General features: G+C 67.7%; 24 protein-coding genes. 18 read left to right on the top strand and 6 right to left on the bottom strand.

Features of this window, described 5'->3' with window-relative positions:
• Nucleotides 1-52 precede the first annotated feature (52 nt).
• Entirely contained in the window at nt 53-820 is a 768-nt protein-coding gene (locus BJ987_RS04305; RefSeq protein WP_209884894.1) for a sulfite exporter TauE/SafE family protein, read from the bottom strand.
• A gap of 319 nt (nt 821-1,139) precedes the next feature.
• Between BJ987_RS04305 and leuA the strand changes: the two genes are divergently transcribed.
• The 3 genes from leuA to BJ987_RS04320 all read left to right on the top strand — a co-directional run bounded on the left by leuA (nt 1,140) and on the right by BJ987_RS04320 (nt 5,844).
• Nucleotides 1,140-2,936 (top strand): 2-isopropylmalate synthase, encoded by a 1,797-nt coding sequence (gene leuA, locus BJ987_RS04310; RefSeq protein WP_209884896.1) that lies wholly within the window; start codon nt 1,140-1,142, stop codon nt 2,934-2,936.
• Nucleotides 2,937-3,092: 156 nt separating this feature from the next.
• Entirely contained in the window at nt 3,093-5,006 is a 1,914-nt protein-coding gene (locus tag BJ987_RS04315) for a nucleotide-binding protein (protein ID WP_307869468.1), read from the top strand.
• A 67-nt stretch (nt 5,007-5,073) separates the two neighbouring features.
• Entirely contained in the window at nt 5,074-5,844 is a 771-nt protein-coding gene (locus BJ987_RS04320; protein WP_209884898.1) for an SDR family oxidoreductase, read from the top strand.
• Between the two features lie 76 nt (nt 5,845-5,920).
• Here BJ987_RS04320 and BJ987_RS04325 read toward each other — a convergent pair whose 3' ends face one another.
• A complete protein-coding gene (locus BJ987_RS04325; protein ID WP_209897820.1) occupies nt 5,921-6,817 on the bottom strand; it encodes a LysR family transcriptional regulator in 897 nt (298 codons plus the stop codon).
• A gap of 127 nt (nt 6,818-6,944) precedes the next feature.
• On the opposite strand from BJ987_RS04325, the gene BJ987_RS04330 reads away from it, so the two are divergent.
• From BJ987_RS04330 to BJ987_RS04375, 10 genes are all read left to right on the top strand, one after another.
• The gene (locus BJ987_RS04330) at nt 6,945-7,910 is read left to right on the top strand and encodes an EamA family transporter (RefSeq protein WP_209884900.1); all 966 of its coding nucleotides are present in this window, start codon (nt 6,945-6,947) and stop codon (nt 7,908-7,910) included.
• Nucleotides 7,911-8,124: 214 nt separating this feature from the next.
• Nucleotides 8,125-9,870, top strand: coding sequence for a hydroxysqualene dehydroxylase (locus BJ987_RS04335; RefSeq protein WP_209884902.1), 1,746 nt, complete (start codon nt 8,125-8,127; stop codon nt 9,868-9,870).
• Between the two features lie 51 nt (nt 9,871-9,921).
• Complete coding sequence (locus BJ987_RS04340; RefSeq protein WP_209884904.1) at nt 9,922-10,563, top strand: pyridoxamine 5'-phosphate oxidase family protein; 642 nt, start codon at nt 9,922-9,924, stop codon at nt 10,561-10,563.
• Nucleotides 10,564-10,632: 69 nt separating this feature from the next.
• Nucleotides 10,633-11,868 carry a MurT ligase domain-containing protein gene (locus BJ987_RS04345; RefSeq protein ID WP_209884906.1) on the top strand — a complete coding sequence of 412 codons (1,236 nt, stop codon included), beginning with the start codon at nt 10,633-10,635 and terminating at the stop codon, nt 11,866-11,868.
• Entirely contained in the window at nt 11,865-12,575 is a 711-nt protein-coding gene (locus tag BJ987_RS04350) for a type 1 glutamine amidotransferase (protein ID WP_209884908.1), read from the top strand. The genes BJ987_RS04345 and BJ987_RS04350 overlap by 4 nt, the downstream gene beginning before the upstream one ends.
• Nucleotides 12,576-12,613: 38 nt before the next feature.
• Entirely contained in the window at nt 12,614-13,372 is a 759-nt protein-coding gene (locus tag BJ987_RS04355) for a DUF2637 domain-containing protein (protein WP_209884910.1), read from the top strand.
• A gap of 117 nt (nt 13,373-13,489) precedes the next feature.
• Nucleotides 13,490-13,930 (top strand): hypothetical protein, encoded by a 441-nt coding sequence (locus tag BJ987_RS04360; RefSeq protein ID WP_209884912.1) that lies wholly within the window; start codon nt 13,490-13,492, stop codon nt 13,928-13,930.
• A gap of 85 nt (nt 13,931-14,015) precedes the next feature.
• A complete protein-coding gene (locus tag BJ987_RS04365) occupies nt 14,016-14,354 on the top strand; it encodes a cupin domain-containing protein (protein WP_209884914.1) in 339 nt (112 codons plus the stop codon).
• Between the two features lie 96 nt (nt 14,355-14,450).
• Nucleotides 14,451-14,672: a hypothetical protein gene (locus tag BJ987_RS04370; RefSeq protein ID WP_209884916.1), complete on the top strand. Its 222-nt coding sequence runs from the start codon at nt 14,451-14,453 to the stop codon at nt 14,670-14,672.
• Nucleotides 14,673-14,682: 10 nt separating this feature from the next.
• On the top strand, nt 14,683-15,315 hold the full coding sequence (locus BJ987_RS04375) for a hypothetical protein (RefSeq protein WP_209884917.1): 633 nt from the start codon (nt 14,683-14,685) through the stop codon (nt 15,313-15,315).
• A gap of 1 nt (nt 15,316) precedes the next feature.
• On the opposite strand, the gene BJ987_RS04380 is transcribed toward BJ987_RS04375, so the two are convergent.
• The 3 genes from BJ987_RS04380 to BJ987_RS04390 all read right to left on the bottom strand — a co-directional run bounded on the left by BJ987_RS04380 (nt 15,317) and on the right by BJ987_RS04390 (nt 16,957).
• On the bottom strand, nt 15,317-15,934 hold the full coding sequence (locus tag BJ987_RS04380; RefSeq protein ID WP_209884919.1) for a LysE family translocator: 618 nt from the start codon (nt 15,932-15,934) through the stop codon (nt 15,317-15,319).
• 67 nt (nt 15,935-16,001) lie between these two features.
• Entirely contained in the window at nt 16,002-16,610 is a 609-nt protein-coding gene (recR, locus tag BJ987_RS04385; protein WP_209884921.1) for a recombination mediator RecR, read from the bottom strand.
• An 8-nt stretch (nt 16,611-16,618) separates the two neighbouring features.
• Nucleotides 16,619-16,957, bottom strand: coding sequence for a YbaB/EbfC family nucleoid-associated protein (locus tag BJ987_RS04390; protein ID WP_209884923.1), 339 nt, complete (start codon nt 16,955-16,957; stop codon nt 16,619-16,621).
• Between the two features lie 129 nt (nt 16,958-17,086).
• Between BJ987_RS04390 and BJ987_RS04395 the strand changes: the two genes are divergently transcribed.
• The 3 genes from BJ987_RS04395 to BJ987_RS04405 are packed head-to-tail and all read left to right on the top strand — an operon-like array spanning nt 17,087 to nt 18,884.
• Nucleotides 17,087-17,659, top strand: coding sequence for a hypothetical protein (locus tag BJ987_RS04395; protein WP_209884925.1), 573 nt, complete (start codon nt 17,087-17,089; stop codon nt 17,657-17,659).
• Nucleotides 17,660-17,706: 47 nt separating this feature from the next.
• Complete coding sequence (locus BJ987_RS04400; RefSeq protein WP_209884927.1) at nt 17,707-18,522, top strand: MerR family transcriptional regulator; 816 nt, start codon at nt 17,707-17,709, stop codon at nt 18,520-18,522.
• 11 nt (nt 18,523-18,533) lie between these two features.
• Entirely contained in the window at nt 18,534-18,884 is a 351-nt protein-coding gene (locus tag BJ987_RS04405; RefSeq protein ID WP_209884929.1) for a VOC family protein, read from the top strand.
• On the opposite strand, the gene BJ987_RS04410 is transcribed toward BJ987_RS04405, so the two are convergent.
• Nucleotides 18,885-19,319 (bottom strand): SRPBCC family protein, encoded by a 435-nt coding sequence (locus BJ987_RS04410; RefSeq protein ID WP_209884931.1) that lies wholly within the window; start codon nt 19,317-19,319, stop codon nt 18,885-18,887.
• Nucleotides 19,320-19,532: 213 nt separating this feature from the next.
• Between BJ987_RS04410 and BJ987_RS04415 the strand changes: the two genes are divergently transcribed.
• Both BJ987_RS04415 and BJ987_RS04420 read left to right on the top strand, forming a co-directional pair.
• Entirely contained in the window at nt 19,533-20,945 is a 1,413-nt protein-coding gene (locus tag BJ987_RS04415) for an FAD-binding oxidoreductase (RefSeq protein ID WP_209884933.1), read from the top strand.
• Nucleotides 20,942-22,291 carry a class I SAM-dependent methyltransferase gene (locus tag BJ987_RS04420; protein WP_209884935.1) on the top strand — a complete coding sequence of 450 codons (1,350 nt, stop codon included), beginning with the start codon at nt 20,942-20,944 and terminating at the stop codon, nt 22,289-22,291. The genes BJ987_RS04415 and BJ987_RS04420 overlap by 4 nt, the downstream gene beginning before the upstream one ends.
• The last annotated feature ends 5 nt before the right edge of the window (nt 22,292-22,296 follow it).

A 22,296-nucleotide genomic window follows, 5' to 3' on the forward strand; every position in this document is an offset into this window, starting at 1 on the left:
ATGACGAAATCCTCCCGAACCCACCCCGAGACCTGCTGCGCCACCCACCTATTCAGGTCATCAGCAATCGCACCACGGCGATCGCGCCGACCACCACGATGACGCCGCGCAACACAGTCGCCGGCATCTTCCGCCCGACCGTCGCGCCGAGCTGGCCGCCGATGATCGAACCGACCGCGATGAGCGCGGCCGCCCGCCAGTCGACCGTGGCGACGATCATGAAGATCACCGCGGACACCGCGTTCACGATCAGCCCGAGCACGTTCTTCACGCCGTTGAGCCGCTGGATGTCCTCGTGCACGAAGACCCCGAGCAGACCCATCAGCAGCACGCCCTGCGCCGCGCCGAAGTAGCCGCCGTAGACGCCGGCGGCGAAGATGCCGGCGAACAGAATCGGTCCGCCGTGCGCGGGCGGGGCGACATTGTTGGTCTCGCGCCGCTGTTTGACCCAGCGAGCCAGGCGCGGCTGCACCATCACCAGGATCAGGGCGGCGATGATCAGCACGGGCACGATCGCCTTGAACGCCTCCGCGGGGAGGCGCAGCAACAGCACCGCGCCGGTGATACCGCCGATCAGCGAGGCCGATCCCAGTTTCAGCAACCGGGTGCGCTGGCCGGCCAGTTCCTTCCGATAGCCGATCACGCCGCTGACGCCGCCGGGCACCAGGCCGATCGTGTTGGACACGTTCGCGGTAACCGGCGGCAAGCCGAAAGCGAGCAGCACGGGAAAAGTGATCAGGGTTCCCGAACCCACGATGGTGTTGATGCAGCCCGCGGCGATTCCCGCGCCGAAGACGGCAAGCATTTCTAGCCAGGTCATGTGACGTTTCCTCACGTCCCGTCGGGGCCGGGCCCCGTACAAGCGTTCGTTTCGTAAGCGACGCTATCGGGTTCGCCGGTCGCCCGAGCGCCGCCCCCCGTGGATGCACCGGCGCGACCGGGAGATTTCAGCTTTCTTACAGCAACCAGGGACCAGACTCTCCGGGCTCGCGCAGCGCGCGGTAAACTCGCCATCATCATGCAGCGGGCGCTTCTTCTCGGCCGCCGCGACGGGGTCTGACCAGACCGGCTCCCCGTCGCGGGGTTTTGCCGCGTCGGTCGACCTCATAACGGGATCCACCACACCCTGGAGAAATCGCATGTCTTCCGCCGACGCCTTCGTCTCGAGCGCCCCGCGCAATATCACCGCGCCCTCGAAGCCCGCCCCGGCCGACCAGCCCGCCTGGAACGCCCAGAAGAACTCCTCGATGCCCGCCTTCCGGTACCGGCCCTACGCCGAGGAAGTCGAGAACGTCACGCTGCCCGACCGCACCTGGCCGGACAAGATCATCGACAAGGCACCCGCCTGGTGCGCGGTGGACCTGCGCGACGGCAACCAGGCCCTGATCGACCCGATGAGCCCGGCCCGCAAGCGCCGCATGTTCGATCTGCTGGTCCGAATGGGCTACAAGGAGATCGAGGTCGGCTTCCCCGCCGCCAGCCAGACCGACTTCGACTTCGTCCGCGAGATCATCGAAGACGGCGCCATCCCGGCCGACGTCACCATCCAGGTGCTGACCCAGTGCCGCGCGGAGCTGATCGAGCGAACCTTCGAGGCCTGCGCCGGCGCCGCGAACGTGATCGTGCACTTCTACAACTCCACCTCCATCCTGCAGCGCAAGGTGGTCTTCCGCGCCGATCGCGACGCCGTCAAGAAGATCGCCACCGACGCGGCGAAGCTGTGCCTGGAGATCGAGCAGAAGTACCCGGACACCGAGTGGCGCTATGAGTACAGCCCGGAGTCCTACACCGGCACCGAGCTGGAATACGCCAAGGAAGTCTGCGACGCGGTCACCGAGATCGTCGCGCCGACCCCGGCCAAGCCGATGATCATCAACCTGCCCGCCACCGTCGAGATGGCGACTCCGAACGTCTACGCCGACTCGATCGAGTGGATGAGCCGCAACCTGGCCCGCCGCGAGTCCATCGTGCTCTCGCTGCATCCGCACAACGACCGCGGCACCGCGGTCGCCGCGGCCGAACTGGGTTACCAGGCCGGCGCCGACCGCATCGAGGGCTGCCTGTTCGGCAACGGTGAGCGCACCGGCAATGTCTGCCTGGTCACCCTGGGCATGAACCTGTTCTCCCGCGGCATCGATCCGCAGATCGACTTCTCCGACATCGACGAGATCCGCCGCACCGTCGAGTACTGCAACCAGCTGCCGGTGCACGAGCGGCACCCGTACGGCGGCGACCTGGTCTACACCGCGTTCTCCGGTTCGCACCAGGACGCCATCAACAAGGGTCTGGACGCCATGAAAGCCGCCGCGGACGCGGCGGATTCGGATGTCGACGACATCACCTGGGAGGTGCCGTACCTGCCGATCGACCCGAAGGACGTGGGCCGCACCTACGAGGCCGTCATCCGGGTCAACTCGCAGTCCGGCAAGGGCGGCGTCGCCTACATCATGAAGACCGACCACGGCCTGGTGCTGCCGCGCCGGCTGCAGATCGAGTTCTCCCAGGCGATCCAGCGGATCACCGACGGCGAGGGCGGCGAGGTCACCCCGAAGGTGATGTGGGACGTCTTCTCCGACGAGTACCTGTCGCCGATCCGGCCGCTGGAGCGGATCCGGCAGAAGGTCACCGCGTCGGAGACCGACGGCGGCGTGGACTCCATCACCGCCGTGGTGAAGGTCGACGGCGTCGAGCAGGAGATCACCGGTGCGGGCAACGGGCCGCTCGCCGCGTTCGTCGACGCCATCGCGGCCGTCGGCTACGAGGTGCGCGTACTGGATTACTCCGAGCACGCCATGTCCGCCGGTGACGACGCGCAGGCCGCGGCCTATGTGGAGTGCGCGATCGGCGACAAGGTGGTGTGGGGAGTCGGTATCGCCACCTCGATTACCACCGCCTCGCTGCGGGCCGTGGTGTCCGCGGTCAACCGCGCTTCCTAAGGGACTGTAAAGGCCCGGACGTTCGGGGCGTCCGGGCCTTTCCTCCTGCATATACCACCGTCAATACCTCGGCGCGGCGCCATGAACCGCGTGCTAGCGTGGATTCGCACTCAAGCGCCGAGCTCTCTGCTCGATTCCCGAGCAGATGGGGGAACTGTGACAAACAACGACCACAACCCGACCTCCCCGCCCTGGCTGCAGAGTCCGGCGGCTGGGCCTGCCACAGATATGGCGGAAGAGACCAGCGAGTCGTCCGCGGCGCCGGAGGAGATCTCCGAGCCGGCCGCCGACGCCGCCGACCCGGACAGCGCCGAATCGGCCGTCGAGCCGTCGTCCGAGAATCCCGAAGCCGAACCCGAACTCGTGGCGCAGCCGGAGGCCGGGCAGTTCGCCGGTTTCGCGGCCGGCCCGGCGGACCAGACTCATGTCTACGGTGCCGGGGCGCCCCAAAGCTACGGCCCGCCCGAGGGTTTCGCGCCGCCTCCGCCCCCCGAGGGTTTCGCGCCGCCACCACCGCCGGAAGGGTTCGCGCCGCCGCAGACCTACGGCGCTCCGCCGGAGCAGCCGCAGTTCGACGCGGGCCACGGACAGTTCGTGCCGCCCAACCCGTATCAGCCCACCGCCCAACAGGTTCCGGAGACCCATCAGGGCGCGCGCTACGGTGATGAATACCGGCAGGAGATCGGGCCCGACGGCCTGGTCCGCCGGGTACCGCAGGAGAGCGCGCCGCCGGAAGGCAATGCGCCGCAGGAGCCTTCGGACGGACCGATCTACAGCTGGGCGCCACCGCCGCCCCCGCCGATGCAGCAGTCGTTCCAGCCGCCGCAACCGCCGCCGGGCATGGGCGATCCGAACAGTCCGGGTCAGTCCTGGCAGGGTGGCCCACCGCCGCAGCAACAGCACATGTTCCAGCAGCAGCCCGCGCCGAACGGTCCGGGCGGGTTCTCGCCCCCCGATGCTCCCGGCGGCTTCGCCGGTCCGCAGGGCCCGGGAGGTTTCGCCGGTCCCGAAGGCCCCGGCGGTTTTTCGGGTCCCGGTCAGCCCTGGCAGGGCGGCCCGCCGCCCGGACAGCAGCAGCCGTTCCAGCCGCAGCACATGGCACAGCCGGGTCAGCCCGGACACTCGGTCAATGACCTCAACCTGTTGAAGCGCGCCCGCAAGGCGCCGCGCAGCGGGTGGCGACGCGCGGTGCACAAGGTCTCCGGCGGCGTGATCAACCCGGGCGAGTCCGCGGCCGATGTGGTCTACCGCGATCTCGTCGAACGGGTGAACCAGCCGGTGCGCGGCGACTACCGGATCGCGATCCTCTCGCTCAAGGGCGGCGTCGGAAAGACCACCACCACGGTGGGTCTCGGCTCCACGTTCTCCTCGCTGCGCGGTGACCGCGTCATCGCCATCGACGCCAACCCCGACCTGGGCACGCTCGCACACCGGGTGCCGCGGCAGACTCGTTCCACCGTGCGCAACCTGCTCGAGGACGACCACATCTCCCGCTACTCGGACGTGCGCGCACACACCTCGCAGGCGCCGAGTCGCCTGGAAGTGCTTGCCTCCGAACAGGATCCGGCGGTCTCCGAGGCGTTCAGCGAGGCCGATTACCGCAAGGCGATCGGCATCCTGCAGTCGTTCTACAACATCATCCTGACCGACTGCGGCACCGGCCTGATGCACTCGGCCATGTCCGGCGTCCTGGATATGGCCAGCTCCCTGGTGCTGGTCACCTCGCCCGCCATCGACGGCGCCCGTTCCGCCTCGGCCACCCTGGACTGGCTCGATCACCACGGATACGGCAAGCTCGTCGAGCGAACCGTGGTGGTGGTCAACGCTTCTCGCCGCGGCGCCTCCACCGTCGACCTGGACCAGTTGCGCAAGCTGTTCCTGGACCGCACCCGCGCGGTGCAGGTGGTCCCCTTCGACGACCACCTCGCCGAGGGCGCGGAAATCGATCTGGAATTGGTCAGCAAGCCGACCCGGCGCGCGCTGCTCGAGCTGGCGGCGATGGTCGCCGACGACTTCGGCTACATCAACTCCCAGCAATACCGTCCGGGCCCGCCCATGGGACGGCACTGACTCGGGTCTGAACGCCGTGTCCGAATCCGGCCAGACATCGGATGGTCACCTCCGTTGAATAGGTTTCATGAGCGAAACCGAAACACGGACAACCAGAACGGCCCTGGTCACCGGCGCGAGCCGGGGCATCGGCCGTGCCATCGCTGAACGATTGGCCCGAGACGGTGTCCTGGTAGCGGTACATTTCGGTCGGAACGACGCGGCAGCGAAAGAGGTAGTCGCCGGGATCGAGGCCGAGGGCGGCCGGGCTTTCGCGGTCGGTGGTGACCTCGGCGGCACCGACTTCGCCGCCCTCCTGGCCGACATGGACGCGGGCTTCGCCGGCTTCGGCGCACCCACCGGACTGGACATCCTGGTCAACAACGCGGGCATGACCGTCATGAAAGGCGTCGACACCATGACGCCCACCGAATTCGACACCCTCTTCGCCACCAATGTCCGCGCCCCGTTCTTCCTGGTGCAGGGCCTCCTCGACCGGCTCCGTGCCGGCGGCCGGGTGGTGAACCTGTCCTCGGCCGTCACCCGGTTGGCGGTCCCCGACATCCTGGCCTACACGATGACCAAAGGCGCCATCGACAGCTTCACCCGCGTCCTCGCCCAGGCCCTCGGCCCGCGCGGCATCACCGTCAACGCCGTCGCCCCCGGCTATGTCCTCACAGACATGAATGCCTGGCTCATCGACAATCCCGACGGTCAGCGCGAAGCCTCGTCCAATGTCGCCCTCGGTCGGGTTGGCCGCCCCGGCGATATTGCCGACATCGTCGCCTACCTCGTCGGCGACGACGCCCGGTGGATCACCGGGCAAACCCTCGACGCCAGCGGCGGGACCGCCCTGTGAGCGGATAGGCCCTGCTGCGCCGCAGGTGATCGGGACGGCGACGAGCTCGCTGATCCAGCGACGGCCAGTAGGCCACCTAGTCGTCGGTGATCTTCGCGGCCGCGGTTCGGAAAGCCGCGAGGACCGTGGCGATGGCGGGGCTCTTGTCGGCGTGCGGGCGGGTGGCGAGTTCGTAGAGGCGGGCGGCGCGGACGCCGGAGAGCGGAAGCATGACCAGGTCCGGGTGCGCGACGGCGAAGCGGGGCATCAGGGCGATGCCGTAACCGGACAGCACCAAGGTCTCGATGACGCGGAAGTCGTTGAGCCGCTGCGCGATCCGAGGCCGCACGCCGGTGAGGGTGGCGATGGAGCGGAGCACGTCGTCGACCGGGAAACCGCCCCGGACGCTGATCCAGGTCTCGTCGGCCAATTCCGCGGGCGTCACCGCGGTGCGGTGCGCGAGCGGATGATCCGGCGCGACAAGGACATCGGTGGGCTCGCGCATGAGCGGCCGGGTGGCGACGCGCGGGCCCGCGAGCGCCGGCCCGCGTTCGTCCCGGTGGGTGAGGACGACGTCGTAGTCGGCGAGCAGGCGCGAGACCTCGGTCGGCGGGGCGTCCTCGTCGGCCGCCATCACCTCGACGCCGCTGTCGGCCAGCGCGGGCAGCAGATGCGGCAGCAGCAGCGCGGCTCCGGACGGGAAGAGCGCGACGCGCACCCGGCCGCGCGGTGAGGCCCGGTAGTGCGACATCTCGGCGATCGCGCGGTCCATGGCGGCGAGCACTTCGTCGGCGCGGACGACCAGCGCGTGGCCGGCGTCGGTGAGCCGGATCCGGCGGCCGTCCGGTTCCAGCAGCGCCACTCCGGCTTCCTTGGCCAGCACCTTCAGCTGCTGGGAGACCGCGGACGGTGTCATCGACAGCGCCTCGGCTACCCCGCCGATGGTGCCGCGGTCGGCGAATTCCCGCAGCACCCGCAGGCGATCCACCGACATCTGGGACATGATCGTGCTCACTCTCAGCTTTCTCTTATGCGTCCTACCTGCGCTGTAAAGCATAGCTACAGTGATCGTGCAGATTAATTCGATTGTTCTGAAGATTGCCGGATCGGACCATGGGTGCGTGACCACTCGTGACCGCCTGATCGGCCTCTCCGTCGTCCTGCTGTGGGGCGTGAACTTCATCGCCATCCGGGTGGGCCTGGACCATTTCCCGCCGTTCTTCTTCGCGGGTCTGCGGTTCGCCGTGCTGGCGATCCCGGTCGTGCTGTTCGTGCCGCGCCCGCAGGTGCCGCTGAAGTGGCTGCTGCTCTACGGTTTCGGGTTCGGCACGCTGCAGTTCGCGTTCCTGTTCAGCGCCATGCGGGCGGGCATGCCGACCGGGCTGGCCTCGCTGGTGCTGCAGTCCTCGGCGCCGTTCACCGTGGTGCTGGGCGCGATCTTCCTGCGGGAACGGCTGCGGCCGATCCAGCTGGCCGGTCTCGGGGTCGCGGTGGCGGGCATGGTGGTGATCGGGGTGGACCGGGCGCAGTCGGCCGCGCTGCTGCCGCTGCTGCTCACCCTGGCCGGCGGATTGGGCTGGGCCTTCGGCAATCTGGGTTCCCGCAAGGCCGCCGCCGGAGGCGGAGTGAACACGATGCACCTCACGCTGTGGATGGCCGTGGTGCCGCCGCTGCCGCTGTTCGCCCTGTCGGCCGTGGCCGAGGGACCGACCGCCGGGCTGCACGCCCTGACCGATTTCAGCGCGGCGAGCTGGTGGCACGCGCTGATCGCCGTCGCCTACATCGCGGTGCTGGCCACCGTGGTCGGTTCGGGTATGTGGACCTATCTGATGAGCCGCTACCCCGCGGGCACCGTCGCACCCCTGACACTGCTGGTGCCGGTGGTCGGCATGGGCGCGGCCTGGGCCGCCCTCGGCGAGACGCCCTCGGCCTGGGAGGTGATCGGCGGCCTGATCGTCATCGCGGGCGCTTTCACGGCGACCACGGCCGGTCGCCGCGGGAAAGCGGCCGCGCCGGAACAGGTCGCGGCACTCGACCCGACCCCGGCCGCCGATGTCGAAGCGAGCCCGACCCTCGCCAAAGCCTGAGTAGTGCGCGTGTCACGCGGCGGTTTGCCGGGAACGCGCTCGCATAACCGGCTGATGCCGGTAGGGTCGGTCGCCGTACACCTGTGAACGGCTGGAGCGCTGTGCAGTCGGCCGCGGCGAAGTCGGGAGGGTGGGTCTCGAGCTTCGGGATCGCCGCTTTACAGTGGTGCGGCGGGGGACGTGGCGGCGGCGAGGCTAGGCAGCGAAGAAGCTCATGGCAGAACAGCGGTGGACCGTTTCGCGGCGCTCGGTGCTGCGCGGGGCGGCGGCAGTGGGGGTTGCGACAGCTACCGGAACGGCAGGGGCCGGGCGCGCGACGGCGAACCCGGGCGGACCTCGGGTCGCGGTACTCGGCGGTGGCGTAGCGGGTTTGACCGCGGCGCACGAACTGGCCGAACGCGGATTCCAGGTCACCGTGTACGAGCGGCGGGCCCTGGGCGGGAAAGCGCGCAGCATCCCGGTGCCCGGCACCGGGACCGGCGGGCGGCCGGACCTGCCCGGCGAGCACGGCTTCCGCTTCTTTCCCGGCTTCTACCAGCATATTCCGGACACCATGCGCCGGATTCCGTTCGCGGGCAACCCGAACGGCGTCTGGAACAACCTGATCAACGTTCCCGAGGCGCGGTTCGCCCGCCAGGACGGCGACGACTTCCGGCTGCCGCTGGGCCGCCGTGCCGCTATCGCCCCCACACCGGAGATCTTCCAGGAAACCGTCGGTGCCGCGCTCGCCACGGCACTGAAAATGCCTGCCGCCGAAGGGTTGTACTTCGCCAACCGGCTGCTCGTGTACTACACCAGTTCCGATGCCCGCCGGTTCGGGCAATGGGAGCACATGTCCTGGTTCGACTACGTCGGCGGGCACCGGCGTTCGCACGAATTCCGCGCCCTGCTCTCCCGCACGCTGACCAGCATCATGGTCGCCGCGAAGGAGAATGTCGCCAGCGTGCGCACCATCGGCAATATGGGCGAGCAGTTCCTGGGCAATCCGTTCGAGGTCGGTAATGACGGCGCGCTCGACCGGGTCCTCAACGGCCCCACCAACGCGGCGTGGATCGATCCGTGGACGCGGCGGCTGGCCGAGCTCGGCGTGCGCTTCGCGCTGGACGCGGAAGTGCGCGGACTTCAGGTGCACGACCGGCGGATCGCCGCGGCGCGGGTCGTCGAGAACGGAGTGCAGCGCACCGTCGACGCCGACTATTTCGTCGTCGCGCTGCCCGCCGAGCAGGCGCGCGCCCTCTGGTCTCCCGACGTGCTCGCGGTGCGACCCGAATTGGCCGCCATGGACCGGCTTTTCGTCGACTGGATGGCGGGCATCCAGTTCTATCTGCGCACGCCTGCGGATATCTCTCGCGGGCACACCGCCTATGTGGACGCACCGTGGTCGCTGACCTCGATCAGCCAGAACCAGCTGTGGAACTCGAAGTTCACCGGATTCGGCGACGGTTCGGTGCAGGACTGCCTCTCGGTCGACATCTCGGACTGGAACACCCGGGGCGTGCTGTACGGGAAACCCGCCAAGGAATGCACCCACCAGGAGATCGCACGCGAGGTATGGGCGCAGATGCGCGCGCACGTCGGCGACGCCCTGCGCGATGACGCGCTGCATTCCTGGTTCCTGGATCCCGGCATTTCCTGGCAGGGCGGTCACAACACCAATGCCGATCCGCTGCTGATCAATACCGCCGGTTCCTGGGAGTGCCGCCCCGAGCCGCACGGAGCGCTCGAAAACCTCTTCCTCGCGGGCGATTACGTGCGCACCAATGTCGACCTCGCGACCATGGAGGGCGCCAGCGAATCCGCGCGCGCCGCGGTGAACGCGCTGCTCGAGGTCGCGGGCTCGAACGCGGAACGCTGCCGGAAATACACGCTGTACCGCTCCGCGGAACTCGAGCCGCTGCGGCGGCAGGACGCGGACCGCTATGCGAGCGGTCTGCCGAACATCTTCGACACACCTCTGTGAAGACACGAAAAACTTAGTGCCACCAGCGGTCTCGCAATGCTTGAATGTCCTATGGGCGAGATCACCGACACCACCGAGATCACCGACCCGGCGGACCTGCGCCGCCTCCTCGGCGAGCCCGTCCCCCGCGCGATCACCAAGGAACGTCTCGCCCTGCATCCCAGGGACCGGGACTGGATCGCCACCTCCCCTTTCGTGATTCTCGCCACCAGCGATGCCGACGGCAATTGCGACGCCTCGCCGAAAGGCGACCCGGCGGGTTTCGTGCGCGTCCTCGACGACCACACCCTGGCCGTCCCGGAACGTCCGGGCAACCGCCGCGCCGACGGCTACCTCAATATCCTCGCCAACCCGCACGTCGGCCTGATCTTCCTGGTCCCCGGCCGCCGGGAGACCTTGCGCGTCAACGGCCGCGCCCGCCTGGTCCGGGACGCGCCCTATTTCGATGACATGGTGGTCCGCGGTCACCGCCCGATCCTGGCCGTCGAAGTCGACATCGAGCAGATCTTCTTCCACTGCGCCAAGGCGTTCATGCGCAGCCACCTCTGGGAGCCGGAGAAATGGCCGGTCAGCACCCTGCCCGGACCGGCCCAGCTGGTGAAGGAATTGCAGCCGGAGGTCACCGAATCCGTCGAGGAACTCGAGCACTATTACCGCCCCGAGAATTACGAGCCCAAGCTCTACCAGGGTTGACGCGTGGCGAGCCGCACAATGGGCCAGCGCGCCAGGGCATCGGGATCGGGCACTGCATAGACTCGCCCCGTGGCAGACATAACGGTGCGTGGGCGGATTGCCCTGCGAGCCGCGGCGGCGGCGTCGTGGGCCTCGCAGAAAGCCGGGCGCGGCAAGGGTTCGATGATCGGCGGCCTGATCGCGCTGAAGATCGATCCGACCATCATGGATCAGCTCGGCCGGGGCCGGCGGACGGTGCTGGTCACCGGCACCAACGGCAAGTCCACCACCACCCGGATGACCACCGCGGCGCTGGGCACCCTCGGCACGGTGGCCACCCAGGCCGACGGCGCGAATATGGACGCGGGCATCGTCGCGGCGCTGAGCCTGCATCAGGGTGTGTCCTTGGCCGCGATCGAGGTCGACGAACTGCACCTGCCGCACGTCACCGATTCGCTGAATCCCGCTGCAGTCGTGCTGCTCAATCTGAGCCGCGACCAGCTGGACCGGGTCGGCGAGATCAACATGATCGAACGAAAACTGCGCGCGGGCCTGGCCCGGCATCCGGACACCGTGGTCATCGCCAACTGTGACGACGTGCTGATCACCTCCATCGCCTACGACCACCCGAACGTGGTGTGGGTGGCCGCGGGCAGCGGCTGGGCCATGGACGCCACCAGTTGTCCGCGCAGCGGCGAACCCATCCGCTGGGAGGGCGAACACTGGCGCAGCACCGGAGCGGATTTTGAACGCCCCCAGCCGGATTGGTGGCTCGAGGGTGATGACCTGCGCGGGCCCGGCGACATTCGGCTGCCGCTGACGCTGGCGCTGCCCGGTCGCGCGAACCGGGGCAATGCCGCGCAGGCCGTGGCCGCCGCCGTCGCACTCGGCGCCGAGCCCGCCAAGGCCGCCGAGGCCACCGGCACCGTGCGTGAGATCGCGGGCCGCTACCGCACGGTGCAGGTCGGTGATCACGAAGCGCGGCTGCTGCTGGCCAAGAATCCGGCCGGGTGGCAGGAAGCCCTGTCCATGATCGAGCCGACCTCGGCGGGCCTGGTGATCGCGGTGAACGGGCAGGTTCCCGACGGTGAGGATCTGTCCTGGCTGTGGGATGTGCGCTTCGAGCATTTCGAGGGCGTCCAGGTGGTCGCCGCCGGGGAGCGCGCCACCGATCTCGCGGTCCGTCTCACCTACGCCGGTGTCGAGCACACCACGGTGCCGGATCCGTTGCGCGCCATCGCTTCCTGCCCGGCCGGGCATGTCGAGGTGCTGGCCAACTACACCGCGTTCCGCGACCTGAACCGCGATCTGGAGGCGCGCAAATGAGTGACTCGACCGTGCGTATCGGCTTGGTGCTGCCGGATGTGATGGGCACCTACGGGGACGGCGGCAACGCGCTGGTGCTGCGCCAGCGGCTGCGCATGCGCGGCTACCAGGCCGAGATCGTCGAAATCACGCTGGCCGACCCGGTTCCCGACTCACTGGACATCTACACCCTTGGCGGAGCCGAGGATTCGGCGCAGCGCCTGGCCACCCGCCACCTGCGGCGCTATCCCGGCCTGCAGCAGGCGGCCGCGAAAGGCGCTCCGGTGCTGGCCATCTGCGCCGCCATCCAGGTGCTCGGCCACTGGTACGAGACCTCCACCGGCGAGCGGGTCGACGGCGTCGGCATGATCGACGTCACCACCGCGCCGCAGACCACCCGCGCCATCGGCGAGGTCACCACCACCCCGCGGCTGGCCGGCCTGACCGCGGCGCTCACCGGATTCGAAAACCATCGCGGCGGAACGACGCTCGGCCCGGACGCCACCGGACTGGCGCGCGTCACCCGCGGCGTCGGCAATGGCGTCGGCGACGGATTGGAAGGCGTAGTCCAGGGTTCGGTGATCGGAACGTACATGCACGGTCCGGCGCTGGCGCGTAATCCGGAATTGGCGGATTTGCTGCTGGCGCGCGCATTGGGTGTGCAAGACCTGGAACCATTGCCACTTCCGGAAGTTGAGCAACTTCGTCGTGAACGATTGCGCGCCTGACAGCGAAATCGCTGTCCTGCGCATTACTCTCGTCGTTCATGACGACAATCACACAGGAGCGCGCAACCGCGAACGGTGAGCAACCCGAAGAGTCGGGTCGTCAGCGGTTGTCCAACCGGTTATGGTCATTCCGGCCGCGCCCGCTGCACGCCTCCGCGGTCGTTTCAGCTGTAGTGGCGTGGAAGGCATTCGAGATGTCCTTCGCGGCACTACACAATCTCGCGGTGCACAATCTCGTGGAGCCGAGACTGGCTTCGAACGTCCCCTTGGCGATCGACGGTTTGATGGTCGGCTCCATTGTGGCCACCGCGTCGTTCCGCAAGAACAGCCTCGGCTGGTGGTATGCGACAGCGCTGTTCGCGCTGTCCACCCTGGTGTCGGTGGCGGGCAATATCGAATACGCCCGCGAGATCGGCGGCGGCATCGTGGCTTTGGCGATTTACGCCGGTATGCCGTTGACGATGCTTTTCGCCGTGCACCTGACGCTGCTGCTGTGGTCGCGGAGCCGGGAAGCGAAATTGGATGCGGCCCAACAGATCGCGGTCGCCGAAAATCCGCCACCGGAGAACACGACCGATCAGCGCTTGGCCGCCTGGGTGGACACCAACACCGACGGAATACGGATCGACGAGGTTTTCGAGGCCGAGCACGCGGCGCTCACCGCGGCCGTCGCACCGAGCGTGCAAATGCGCGTCAGCCCGCTCGCCGCGGCCGCTCAGCAGGCGAACCTGATGGCGCAGGGCCAGCACACCAATCCCACTGCGCGCAAATTGGTTACGACCGGCGGACCGCAGTGATCCGAATTCGAACACACCGCTGCACAGGGCGCTGACCTGCAACGTCGCGCGTTAGACTCACGCTTTGCCGCATAAGCAATCCCCAGCCACGCTCAAATACTTCGATGGAGTAGCACGATGGCGCTTACAGTCTGGCAGGACCAAGGTTTCGATCAGTTCCGTGATGTCGCACGGCGGCTGGCTTCGGTAATTCAGTGCAGCGACGACCGATCCGCCGCACTGCACCAATTCACCGAGGGGACCAGGAACGGAGAGGCCTTCACCGAGTTGTTGATCGAGTGGTCCGGCCGCTGGTTCAACGAATCCGGCGGTCAGCAGATCCTGATCGGCCCCGAAATGTTCTGGTTGCTGTCGGAACCGGACCCGCGCAGGGCGATTCGCTCCCAGATTCCGGGCGGCGACGGACGGGAAACCGAACCGACGCCGGGCCAGCGCGGCCGCAAATTGCTGTTGGTCTGTGTGCTCGAGACACTGGCCCAAACCCAATGGCAGCAGCCGGAACCGGTGGAGGACAAAATTCCGGTGCTCAACGGTGTCGGCATCAACGGAATGGTCTGACAACTGGATCCCCGGCGCGCGGCTCGGCTTTCTCGCCGAGCCGCGCGCCTATCTTTAGGCGCGGACTTCGACCAAGATCAGGGGTATGGCAGACGAGATCACCGGCCCCACCCGCAGCACCCACATCGATGAGCTCGCCGCGACGGAGATCGGGCCGGGCATCCACGTTCGGGAATTGCCCGGCACCACCGGTATTCGACCCTGGGTCATCGATCTGGCGCCGGGCGCGGAATGGCCCGCCGTCGACGTGCACGCCACCTGCGGGGAGGCCTATTACGTCATCGAGGGCGTCATTCGCGACGGTGATCGCGACTATGGTCCCGGCTCGTATCTCTTCTTCGAACCCGGCACCGGTCACCGCCCCGCCAGCGAAACCGGCGCTCGTGCTTTCGGCTTCAACTACGACCTGCCGAAAGCCCCCTGAACTGCGCACTTTCCCGACACGCAGCTGATGTCCCACCCCTGCGCCAGGCCTGGTGATAGGACCGTAGGAACAACCGATCTCGCCCAGGAGGTCTGAATGCGACTATCGCCTTGCCATTCCTGCGCATCCGCGATCGACCATTGTCACGGCACCCTCATCGTCCACCCCGCCCGCCGGCCCGAATGCACCGACGACGTCTGCATCGACCCGGAGCACGCCCGGCACACCTTCATCGTCGACTGCGCCGATATCGCCGGCGGCTGCCCCTGCACCGAGACCGAATCGTCCCCGCGCACCGCCGGCGACAGCCTCCCGTAGCCTGGCCCGGGTGAACTACGACCATGTCTTGTTGCCGTCCGGGGCCGCCACCATCGCCGATGTCGACGACTACCTGACCGGGCAGCAAGGGCTGGCCGAGGACCCTGTGGTCGCGACCATCGCGGCGGAGTTGAACAAGCGCGATGCCGAACTGCCCGAGGCGGACACCTTCCTCGGCGCCGAGTCCGTCGGCGGGGCGCGGACCGGCACGGTGCTGCATGTGCCGTGCCCGTACGACGCGATCGGTTTCGTGCGGAATCTCCTGTTCGAGCTGGCGACCCCGCACGGGTACGCCGTGTACGACCCGCAGCTGGCGTGGTTGATCGATCCGGCGGAACGCGTCGACGTCGAGGTCACGCACGGCGGTGCGGGCGATTTCCCCTATCTCACGAAAGCTCTGCTGGAGCAGTGGGTCCCGGAGCTGTCCGACCCCAACCCGTTCTTGATCGCCGAGCGCGCGCCGGAACACTACATCCAGACCTATCGCGCCGCCGACGGCGAATACACCGTCGAATATCGCGACGGGTCCGCCACCGAGCACTTCGGCCTGCGGACCTCCGACCCCGCCGAGGTCTGCGCCCTGATCTGGGCCTGGGCGACCGGCGAGCCCGGCACCGCGCACTGGATCCGCGTCGAGTTCTGACCTACTGGTTCTGCACGGCCAGCCGCCCGGCCAGGGCGATGAACGACACACCGAAGATCCGGCGCATCCAGGTGACGACGACCGGCCGGGTGATGACGTGATTGCGCACCGCGGCGGCGCAGGCTCCGTACACCGCGAACACCGCGAAGGTGGCGAGCATGAAGATGCCGGACAGCTCCAGCATCCGGGCCAGCGCATTCGGCGAACCGCTCGGCACGAACTGGGGCAGGAAGGCGAAGAAGAAGATCGTCAGCTTCGGGTTCAGAATGTTCAGCAGGACCGCGGAGGTGATCACCTTGCGCGCCGACGGAGCCTGGCCCGCCGCCTGCTCCGGCACCGCGAGCGCACCCTTGTCCCGGAAGGTGTTCCAGGCCATGTACAGCAGGTAGAGGACACCGAGGTACTTCAAGGTCTGGAAGGCGACCGCGCTGGCGTTGAGCACCGCGGCCAAGCCGGTGATGGCGGCGAGCATGTGCGGGACGGTGCCGAGCGTGCAGCCGAAAGCGGCGATCACGCTGGCGCGGGTGCCCCGGGACAGCCCGGCCGCCAGCGTGAACAGCACACCGGTGCCCGGGGTCGCGCAGATGACGAGCGTGGTCAGCAGGAATTCGATGCTCATCCCCCGCACAGTAACGCGCCCGAACCATTCCGCAACCCCGGAAAGAGTTGCGTATCTTTATGTTCGGTCAGAGCACGCGGCGTCCGGAGAGCGCCCGGCCCAGGGTGAGCTCGTCGGCGAATTCCAGATCGCCGCCCATCGGCAGGCCCGACGCCAAACGCGTGACGCTGAGCCCCGGAAAATCGCGGAGCATGCGCACCAGATAGGTGGCCGTCGCCTCGCCCTCGGTGTTCGGGTCGGTCGCGATGATCACCTCGCTGACATCCACGCCGTCCTCCTGATTGCCGATGCGCCCCAACAGTTCCCGGATCCGCAGTTGATCCGGCCCGACTCCGCTGAGCGGATCCAGCGCACCGCCGAGCACGTGGTAGCGGCCACGGAACTCGCGGGTGCGCTCGATGGCCTGCACGTCCTTGGGTTCCTCGACCACGCAGATCATGGTGCGGTCGCGACGCGGGTCGGCACAGATACGGCACAGCTCGTTATCCGAGACGGTGCCGCACACCACGCAGAACTGCACGCCGTCGCGCACCTTCTGCAGCGCGGCGGTGAGACGATCGATATCGGGCGGCTCCACCGACAGCAGGTGAAACGCGATGCGCTGCGCGCTCTTCGGCCCGACACCGGGCAGCTTGCCCAGTTCGTCGATCAGATCCTGGACCGGACCCTCGTACAACGGTTACCTCAGAATCCGGGGAGGCCGGGAATGCCGCCGCCCATGCCGCCGGAAAGCGGGCCGAGCTTCTCGGCCGCGAGATTCTGCGCGTTGGACATCGCGTCGTTGATCGCGCCGATCACCAAATCCTGCAGGCCCTCGACGTCCTCCGGGTCGACCACCTTCGGGTCGATGGTCAGCGAAACCACCTCACCGGTCGCCTTGATGGTGGCCTTGACCAGACCGCCGCCGGCCTGACCCTCGACCTCGGACGCCGCGATCTCGGCCTGCGCCTCCATCACCGCCTGCTGCATCTGCTGCGCCTGGGCGAGTAACTGCTGCATATCGAACTGACCACCGGGTTGCACGGCTTGTCCTTCGCGTCGAGGGAATTGTCTGCACCGAGCCTAGCCCTTCGGTGGGCCGAGGTTGAGATCCCCTCCAACGGGCATACCCTCAGGCAGTTCGATGTTCGGTGCGGTTATTCGGAGTCAGCTATGAGATCAACTCGCGTCGTTTCCCTTGCGGCGCTCGCCTTTTCCGTCGTCCTGCCGTTGTCCAGCGGCCCGGCCGCGGCGGATTCCGCCGACACCGGGGTGCTACCGGCCCTCGACTACGGCGGCGGCTGTGTGCTGGACCCGCAGAACAAGGCGGCGACCGTCCAGGCGCTGCGTTTCCAGTGCACACCCGAGCAGCAGGACGCGATCTACAACGCCGCCGAGGCGGGTGCGGTGCCGCAGGGCGTGAAAAACGGCTGGGTGGTGCGGCCCGGCGCGATGAGCGGGGCGGCCGCGGGCATGTGGCTCGGCAAGACCTTCCACACCGGACCCGACGGCGGCTGGCTGATGAACCGGGTCACCGGCGCGGGGATCGAAGCCTGGCGGGCCGATGTCTACCGCGCGCCCGCGCTCACCGACGGCCGCGAAACCTGGGCGCTGGACTACAGCCCCTCCCCGACGCCGCCGGTGTACGACGAGATCCGCGAGGTCGCACCGGGCGTTTGGTACGGGTACTCGTGGTGGCGCGGGGCGTTGCAGACCGTGCGGCTGCTGGCTTTCCTCCTGTACTAGCCGTTTCGTTTGACTCTCCCCCGGCTGGAGGGTGTTCGCTGGAACCCATGACGGCGACCGTTTCGATCGGGGAGTTCTCCAGGCTCACCTATCTCAGCGTGAAAACGCTGCGCTACTACCACGACATCGAGCTCCTGGCACCGATAGCGGTGGATGCCGGATCGGGATACCGGCGCTACTCCACCGCACAGGTGGGACAGGCGCACCTGATCCGGCGGCTGCGTCAGCTGGAGATGCCGCTGCCGGAGATCAAAGCCGTGCTCGACGCCGCGGACACCGACTCCCGCGACGCCGCGCTGCGCGCGCATCTGGAACGTATGGAAGCGCAGTTGCAGCGCACCCGCGACGTGGTGGCGTCACTGCGTTCGCTGCTCACGCCGTCCGCGCCGATCAGCGTCGAATACCGTTCCGTGCCGGCGTTTCCGGCGCTGGCCGTGGCCGATCGGGTCGGGCGCGACGGCATCGGCGCGTGGTGCGCGGAATCGTTCGGCGCGCTGTATCGGACCCTCGCCACCGCGGGTATCGAACCCAGCGGAATCTCCGGGGCCACCTACGCGCTGGAGTTCTTCGCCGAGGATCAGGGCGAGGTGGTCGCGTTCGTTCCGATAGCGCCGGACACGCACCTCGACCCGCCGCCGGGCCTGCGGGTCATCGAGTTGCCCGCCCGCCGGTTCGCCATCGCCGTGCATTCCGGAACCTTCGACGATTTCGACCGCACCTACGGCGCTCTGGGCAGCTACGTCGCCGAACACGACGAAGCGCTCACCGAGCCCGTGCGCGAGCTGTACCTCACCTCGCCCATCGACACCGCCGACACGACCGCCTACCGCACCGAAGTCTGCTGGCCCGTCGGCCGGCTCTGAAAGGGAGACCCATGACCATCCAAATCGGCTACATCACCTTCGACGCCGACGACGCCGCCGCGCTCGCGGGGTTCTACGCGGACCTGCTCGGCAAGACCGTCGACCCGGACGCCAACCGGCACTTCGCCACCGTGGGCGCACGAGCCGGCGACGCGCCGGCGCTGATGTTCATCCAGGTTCCGGACAAGAACCCCGGCAAGAACGTGGTGCACCTGGACCTCGCCTCGCCGAACCGGCAGCAACAGGTGGAACGCGCGATCGGCCTGGGCGCGAAGCACGTCGGCGATTTCGACGAGTTCGGCCAGCAGTGGACCACGCTGGCCGACCCGGAAGGCAATCTGTTCGATATCGGCGCGGCCTAGTCAGCCGATCTCGCGCTGCAGGTTCGCCAGCACCTCGGCCTGGATCTTCTTCAGGCCGAGGGGCGCGAAGATCCCCTCGAAAATGCCCTTGACGCCGCCGGCGCCCTGCCAGGTGGTGCGCAGCGTGACCTGCGAGCCGGCGCCTTCCGGGGTCACCGTCCAGGTGTTCACCATGGACGAGTTCTTGTCCCGCTCGGTCACCATGGAATCCGAGACCGAGACGACGGCGTGCACATTGCGGATGCGCGACTCGGTCGCCTGCAAGGTCCACTCGGCCACCGTGCCCGCGCCGGTGCCGCCCTCGAGCACCTTGTAGTCGCGGTAGTGCGAGCTGAGGATGCGCGGCCGCACCGTCTGATAGTCCGCGATGGCGTCGAGCACGCGCTGCGGATCCGCCGCCACGGCGATCGAACTGCTGGCGCTGACCTGTCCCACAATGAGCTCCTCTGTATCAATCCCAGTCTTCGCTGTCCCCACCCCATCCTGCCCTGCCCAGCTCCTTACCCGACGCCCAGGGCCGCCCGTCAGGCGGGTTCGGCGAACCGATGGGAAGCCGAAAACATTCCCGGTGCAACATATGCGTGACATTTCTCGACTGTCGGCGGCTTTCCGTGGCTGTCGGCCCACCGTGCGTACTAGCGTCGAAGGGTGGCAGTGAGTCTGAACGAATCGGGTTTCGCCGCGCATCAGGCGGGTGTGGATCGGCTGCTGGCCAGCTACCGAGCCATCCCCGCCGACGCCAACGTGCGGCTTGCCAAGAAAACATCGAATCTGTTCCGGGCGCGGGCCCAGAACCCCGCGCCTGGCCTGGACGTTTCCGGTCTCGCCAAGGTCATCCGGGTCGATCCGGAGGCGAAGACCGCCGATGTCGCGGGGATGACCACCTACGAGGAGCTGGTCGCCGCTACCCTGCCCTACGGTTTGGCGCCGCTGGTGGTGCCGCAACTGAAGACCATCACCCTCGGAGGCGCGGTCACCGGCCTCGGTATCGAATCCACCTCCTTCCGCAACGGCCTGCCGCACGAGTCGGTGCTGGAGATGGACGTGCTCACCGGCGCGGGTGAGATCCTCACCGCTACCCCGGACAACGAGCACGCCGACCTGTTCCGCGGTTTCCCGAACTCCTACGGCACGCTCGGCTACACGGTCCGCCTGAAAATCGAATTGGAAACCGTGCGGCCCTTCGTCGAGCTGCGCCACTTGCGTTTCCGGGATCTGCGCGAACTGGAAGCCACGCTGGCACGGATCGTCACCGAGCAGACCTACGACGGTGAGCGCGTCGACTATCTGGACGGGGTGGTGTTCACCGCCGAGGAGAGCTATCTGACGCTGGGCCGGCAGACCGACGAACTCGGCCCGGTCAGCGACTACACCGGCATGGACATCTACTACCGCTCCATTCAGCACGACGACGGCGTCAAGCGGGACCGCCTCACCATTCACGACTACCTGTGGCGCTGGGACACCGATTGGTTCTGGTGCTCACGGGCTTTCGGCACGCAGAATCCGAAGATCCGCAGATTCTGGCCGAAACGGTACCGCCGCAGCAGTTTCTACTGGAAGCTCATCGCGCTCGATCACAAGTACCACATCGGCGACAAATTGGAAGCGCGCCAAGGCAACCCGCCGCGCGAGCGGGTGGTGCAGGACATCGAGGTCCCGGTCGAACGCACCGCCGACTTCGTGGAGTGGTTCCTGAAGGAGATTCCGATCGAACCACTCTGGTTGTGCCCCTTGCGTTTACGCGACGCCGCGCCGGAAGGCACCACGGCCCGCCCCTGGCCGCTGTACCCGCTGGAACCCAACCGCACCTACGTCAACGCCGGGTTCTGGTCCGCGGTGCCCACCGTGCCCGGACAGCGCGAGGGCGCCGCGAACCGGGCCATCGAGCAGAAGGTCACCGAGTTCGACGGGCATAAGTCGCTGTACTCCGATGCGTACTACGACAAGGATGAATTCGCGGCTCTGTACGGCGGCGAGCACTACACCGAACTCAAGAAACGCTACGACCCAGACCAGCGGCTGCTGGATTTGTATTCGAAGGCGGTGCAACGCAAATGACGACTTTCAAGGACCGGTCCGGACCTCATGGTCATTCCCCAGGTTCCACTCCTGCCGTCTTGGCCGAGCTCGGAACCAAACTCAGCATTGCGGAAATCTTCGAGTCCCTGATCGAAGGCCCCATGCCGATCAGGTTCACCGCCTACGACGGCAGTTCCACCGGGCCCGAGGATTCGCCGTACTCGCTCGAGGTCAAGAACGCGCGCGGTATCAACTATCTGGCCACCGCGCCCGGCGATCTCGGCATGGCCCGGGCCTACATCTCCGGCGACATGGTCGCGGGCGGCGTACACCCCGGCGACCCGTACGAGATCCTGAAGGCATTGGACGGCTTGAAGTTCCACCGTCCTTCGGCACTGGCGCTGGTCACCATCGCGCGCTCGCTGGGCTGGGAGCGACTCAAACCGGTCGCGCCGCCGCCGCAGGAAACCGTGCCGCGGTGGCGGCGGATCGCGCTGGAAGGCTTGCGGCACTCCAAGACTCGCGACGCCGAGGCCATCCATCACCACTACGACGTCTCCAACACCTTCTACGAGTACGTCCTCGGCCCGTCCATGACCTACACCTGCGCGTGCTATGAGGACGAGAGCTGGACGCTGGAGCAGGCGCAGGAGAACAAGTACCGGCTCGTCTTCGACAAGCTGCGGCTGAAGGCGGGCGACCGGCTGCTCGATATCGGCTGCGGCTGGGGCGGCATGGTGCGCTACGCGGCCAAACGCGGCGTCAAGGTCATCGGCGCGACGCTGTCCGCCGAGCAGGCGGAGTGGGCGCAGCGGAAGATCGCCGAGGAGGGCCTGTCCGAACTGGCCGAGGTGCGGCACTCCGATTACCGGGACATCGCCGAATCAGGGTTCGACGCGGTGTCCTCGATCGGGCTGACCGAGCACATCGGCGTGCACAACTATCCGTTCTACTTCGACTACATCAAGAGCAAGCTGCGCGACGGCGGCCTGTTCCTGAACCACTGCATCACCCGCCCCGACAACTCCCGCACCACCAAGGCGGGCGACTTCATCGACCGGTATGTATTCCCGGACGGTGAGCTGATCGGGTCCGGCCGCATCATCTCCGAGATCCAGAACATCGGACTCGAGGTGATGCACGAGGAGAACCTGCGCGAGCACTACGCGCTCACCCTGCACGAATGGTGCAAGAACCTGGTCACGAACTGGGACGCCTGCGTCGCCGAGGTCGGTGAGGGCACCGCGAAGGTGTGGGGGCTGTACATGGCGGGCTGCCGGCTCGGCTTCCAGCGCAACGTGGTTCAGCTGCACCAGGTGCTCGGCGTGAAACTCGGCCCGAACGGCGAATCCGGTCTCCCGCTGCGCCCCTGGTGGAAGGCGTAACCGCG

The organism is Nocardia goodfellowii (assembly GCF_017875645.1).
GTDB classification, from domain to species: Bacteria; Actinomycetota; Actinomycetes; order Mycobacteriales; family Mycobacteriaceae; genus Nocardia; species Nocardia goodfellowii.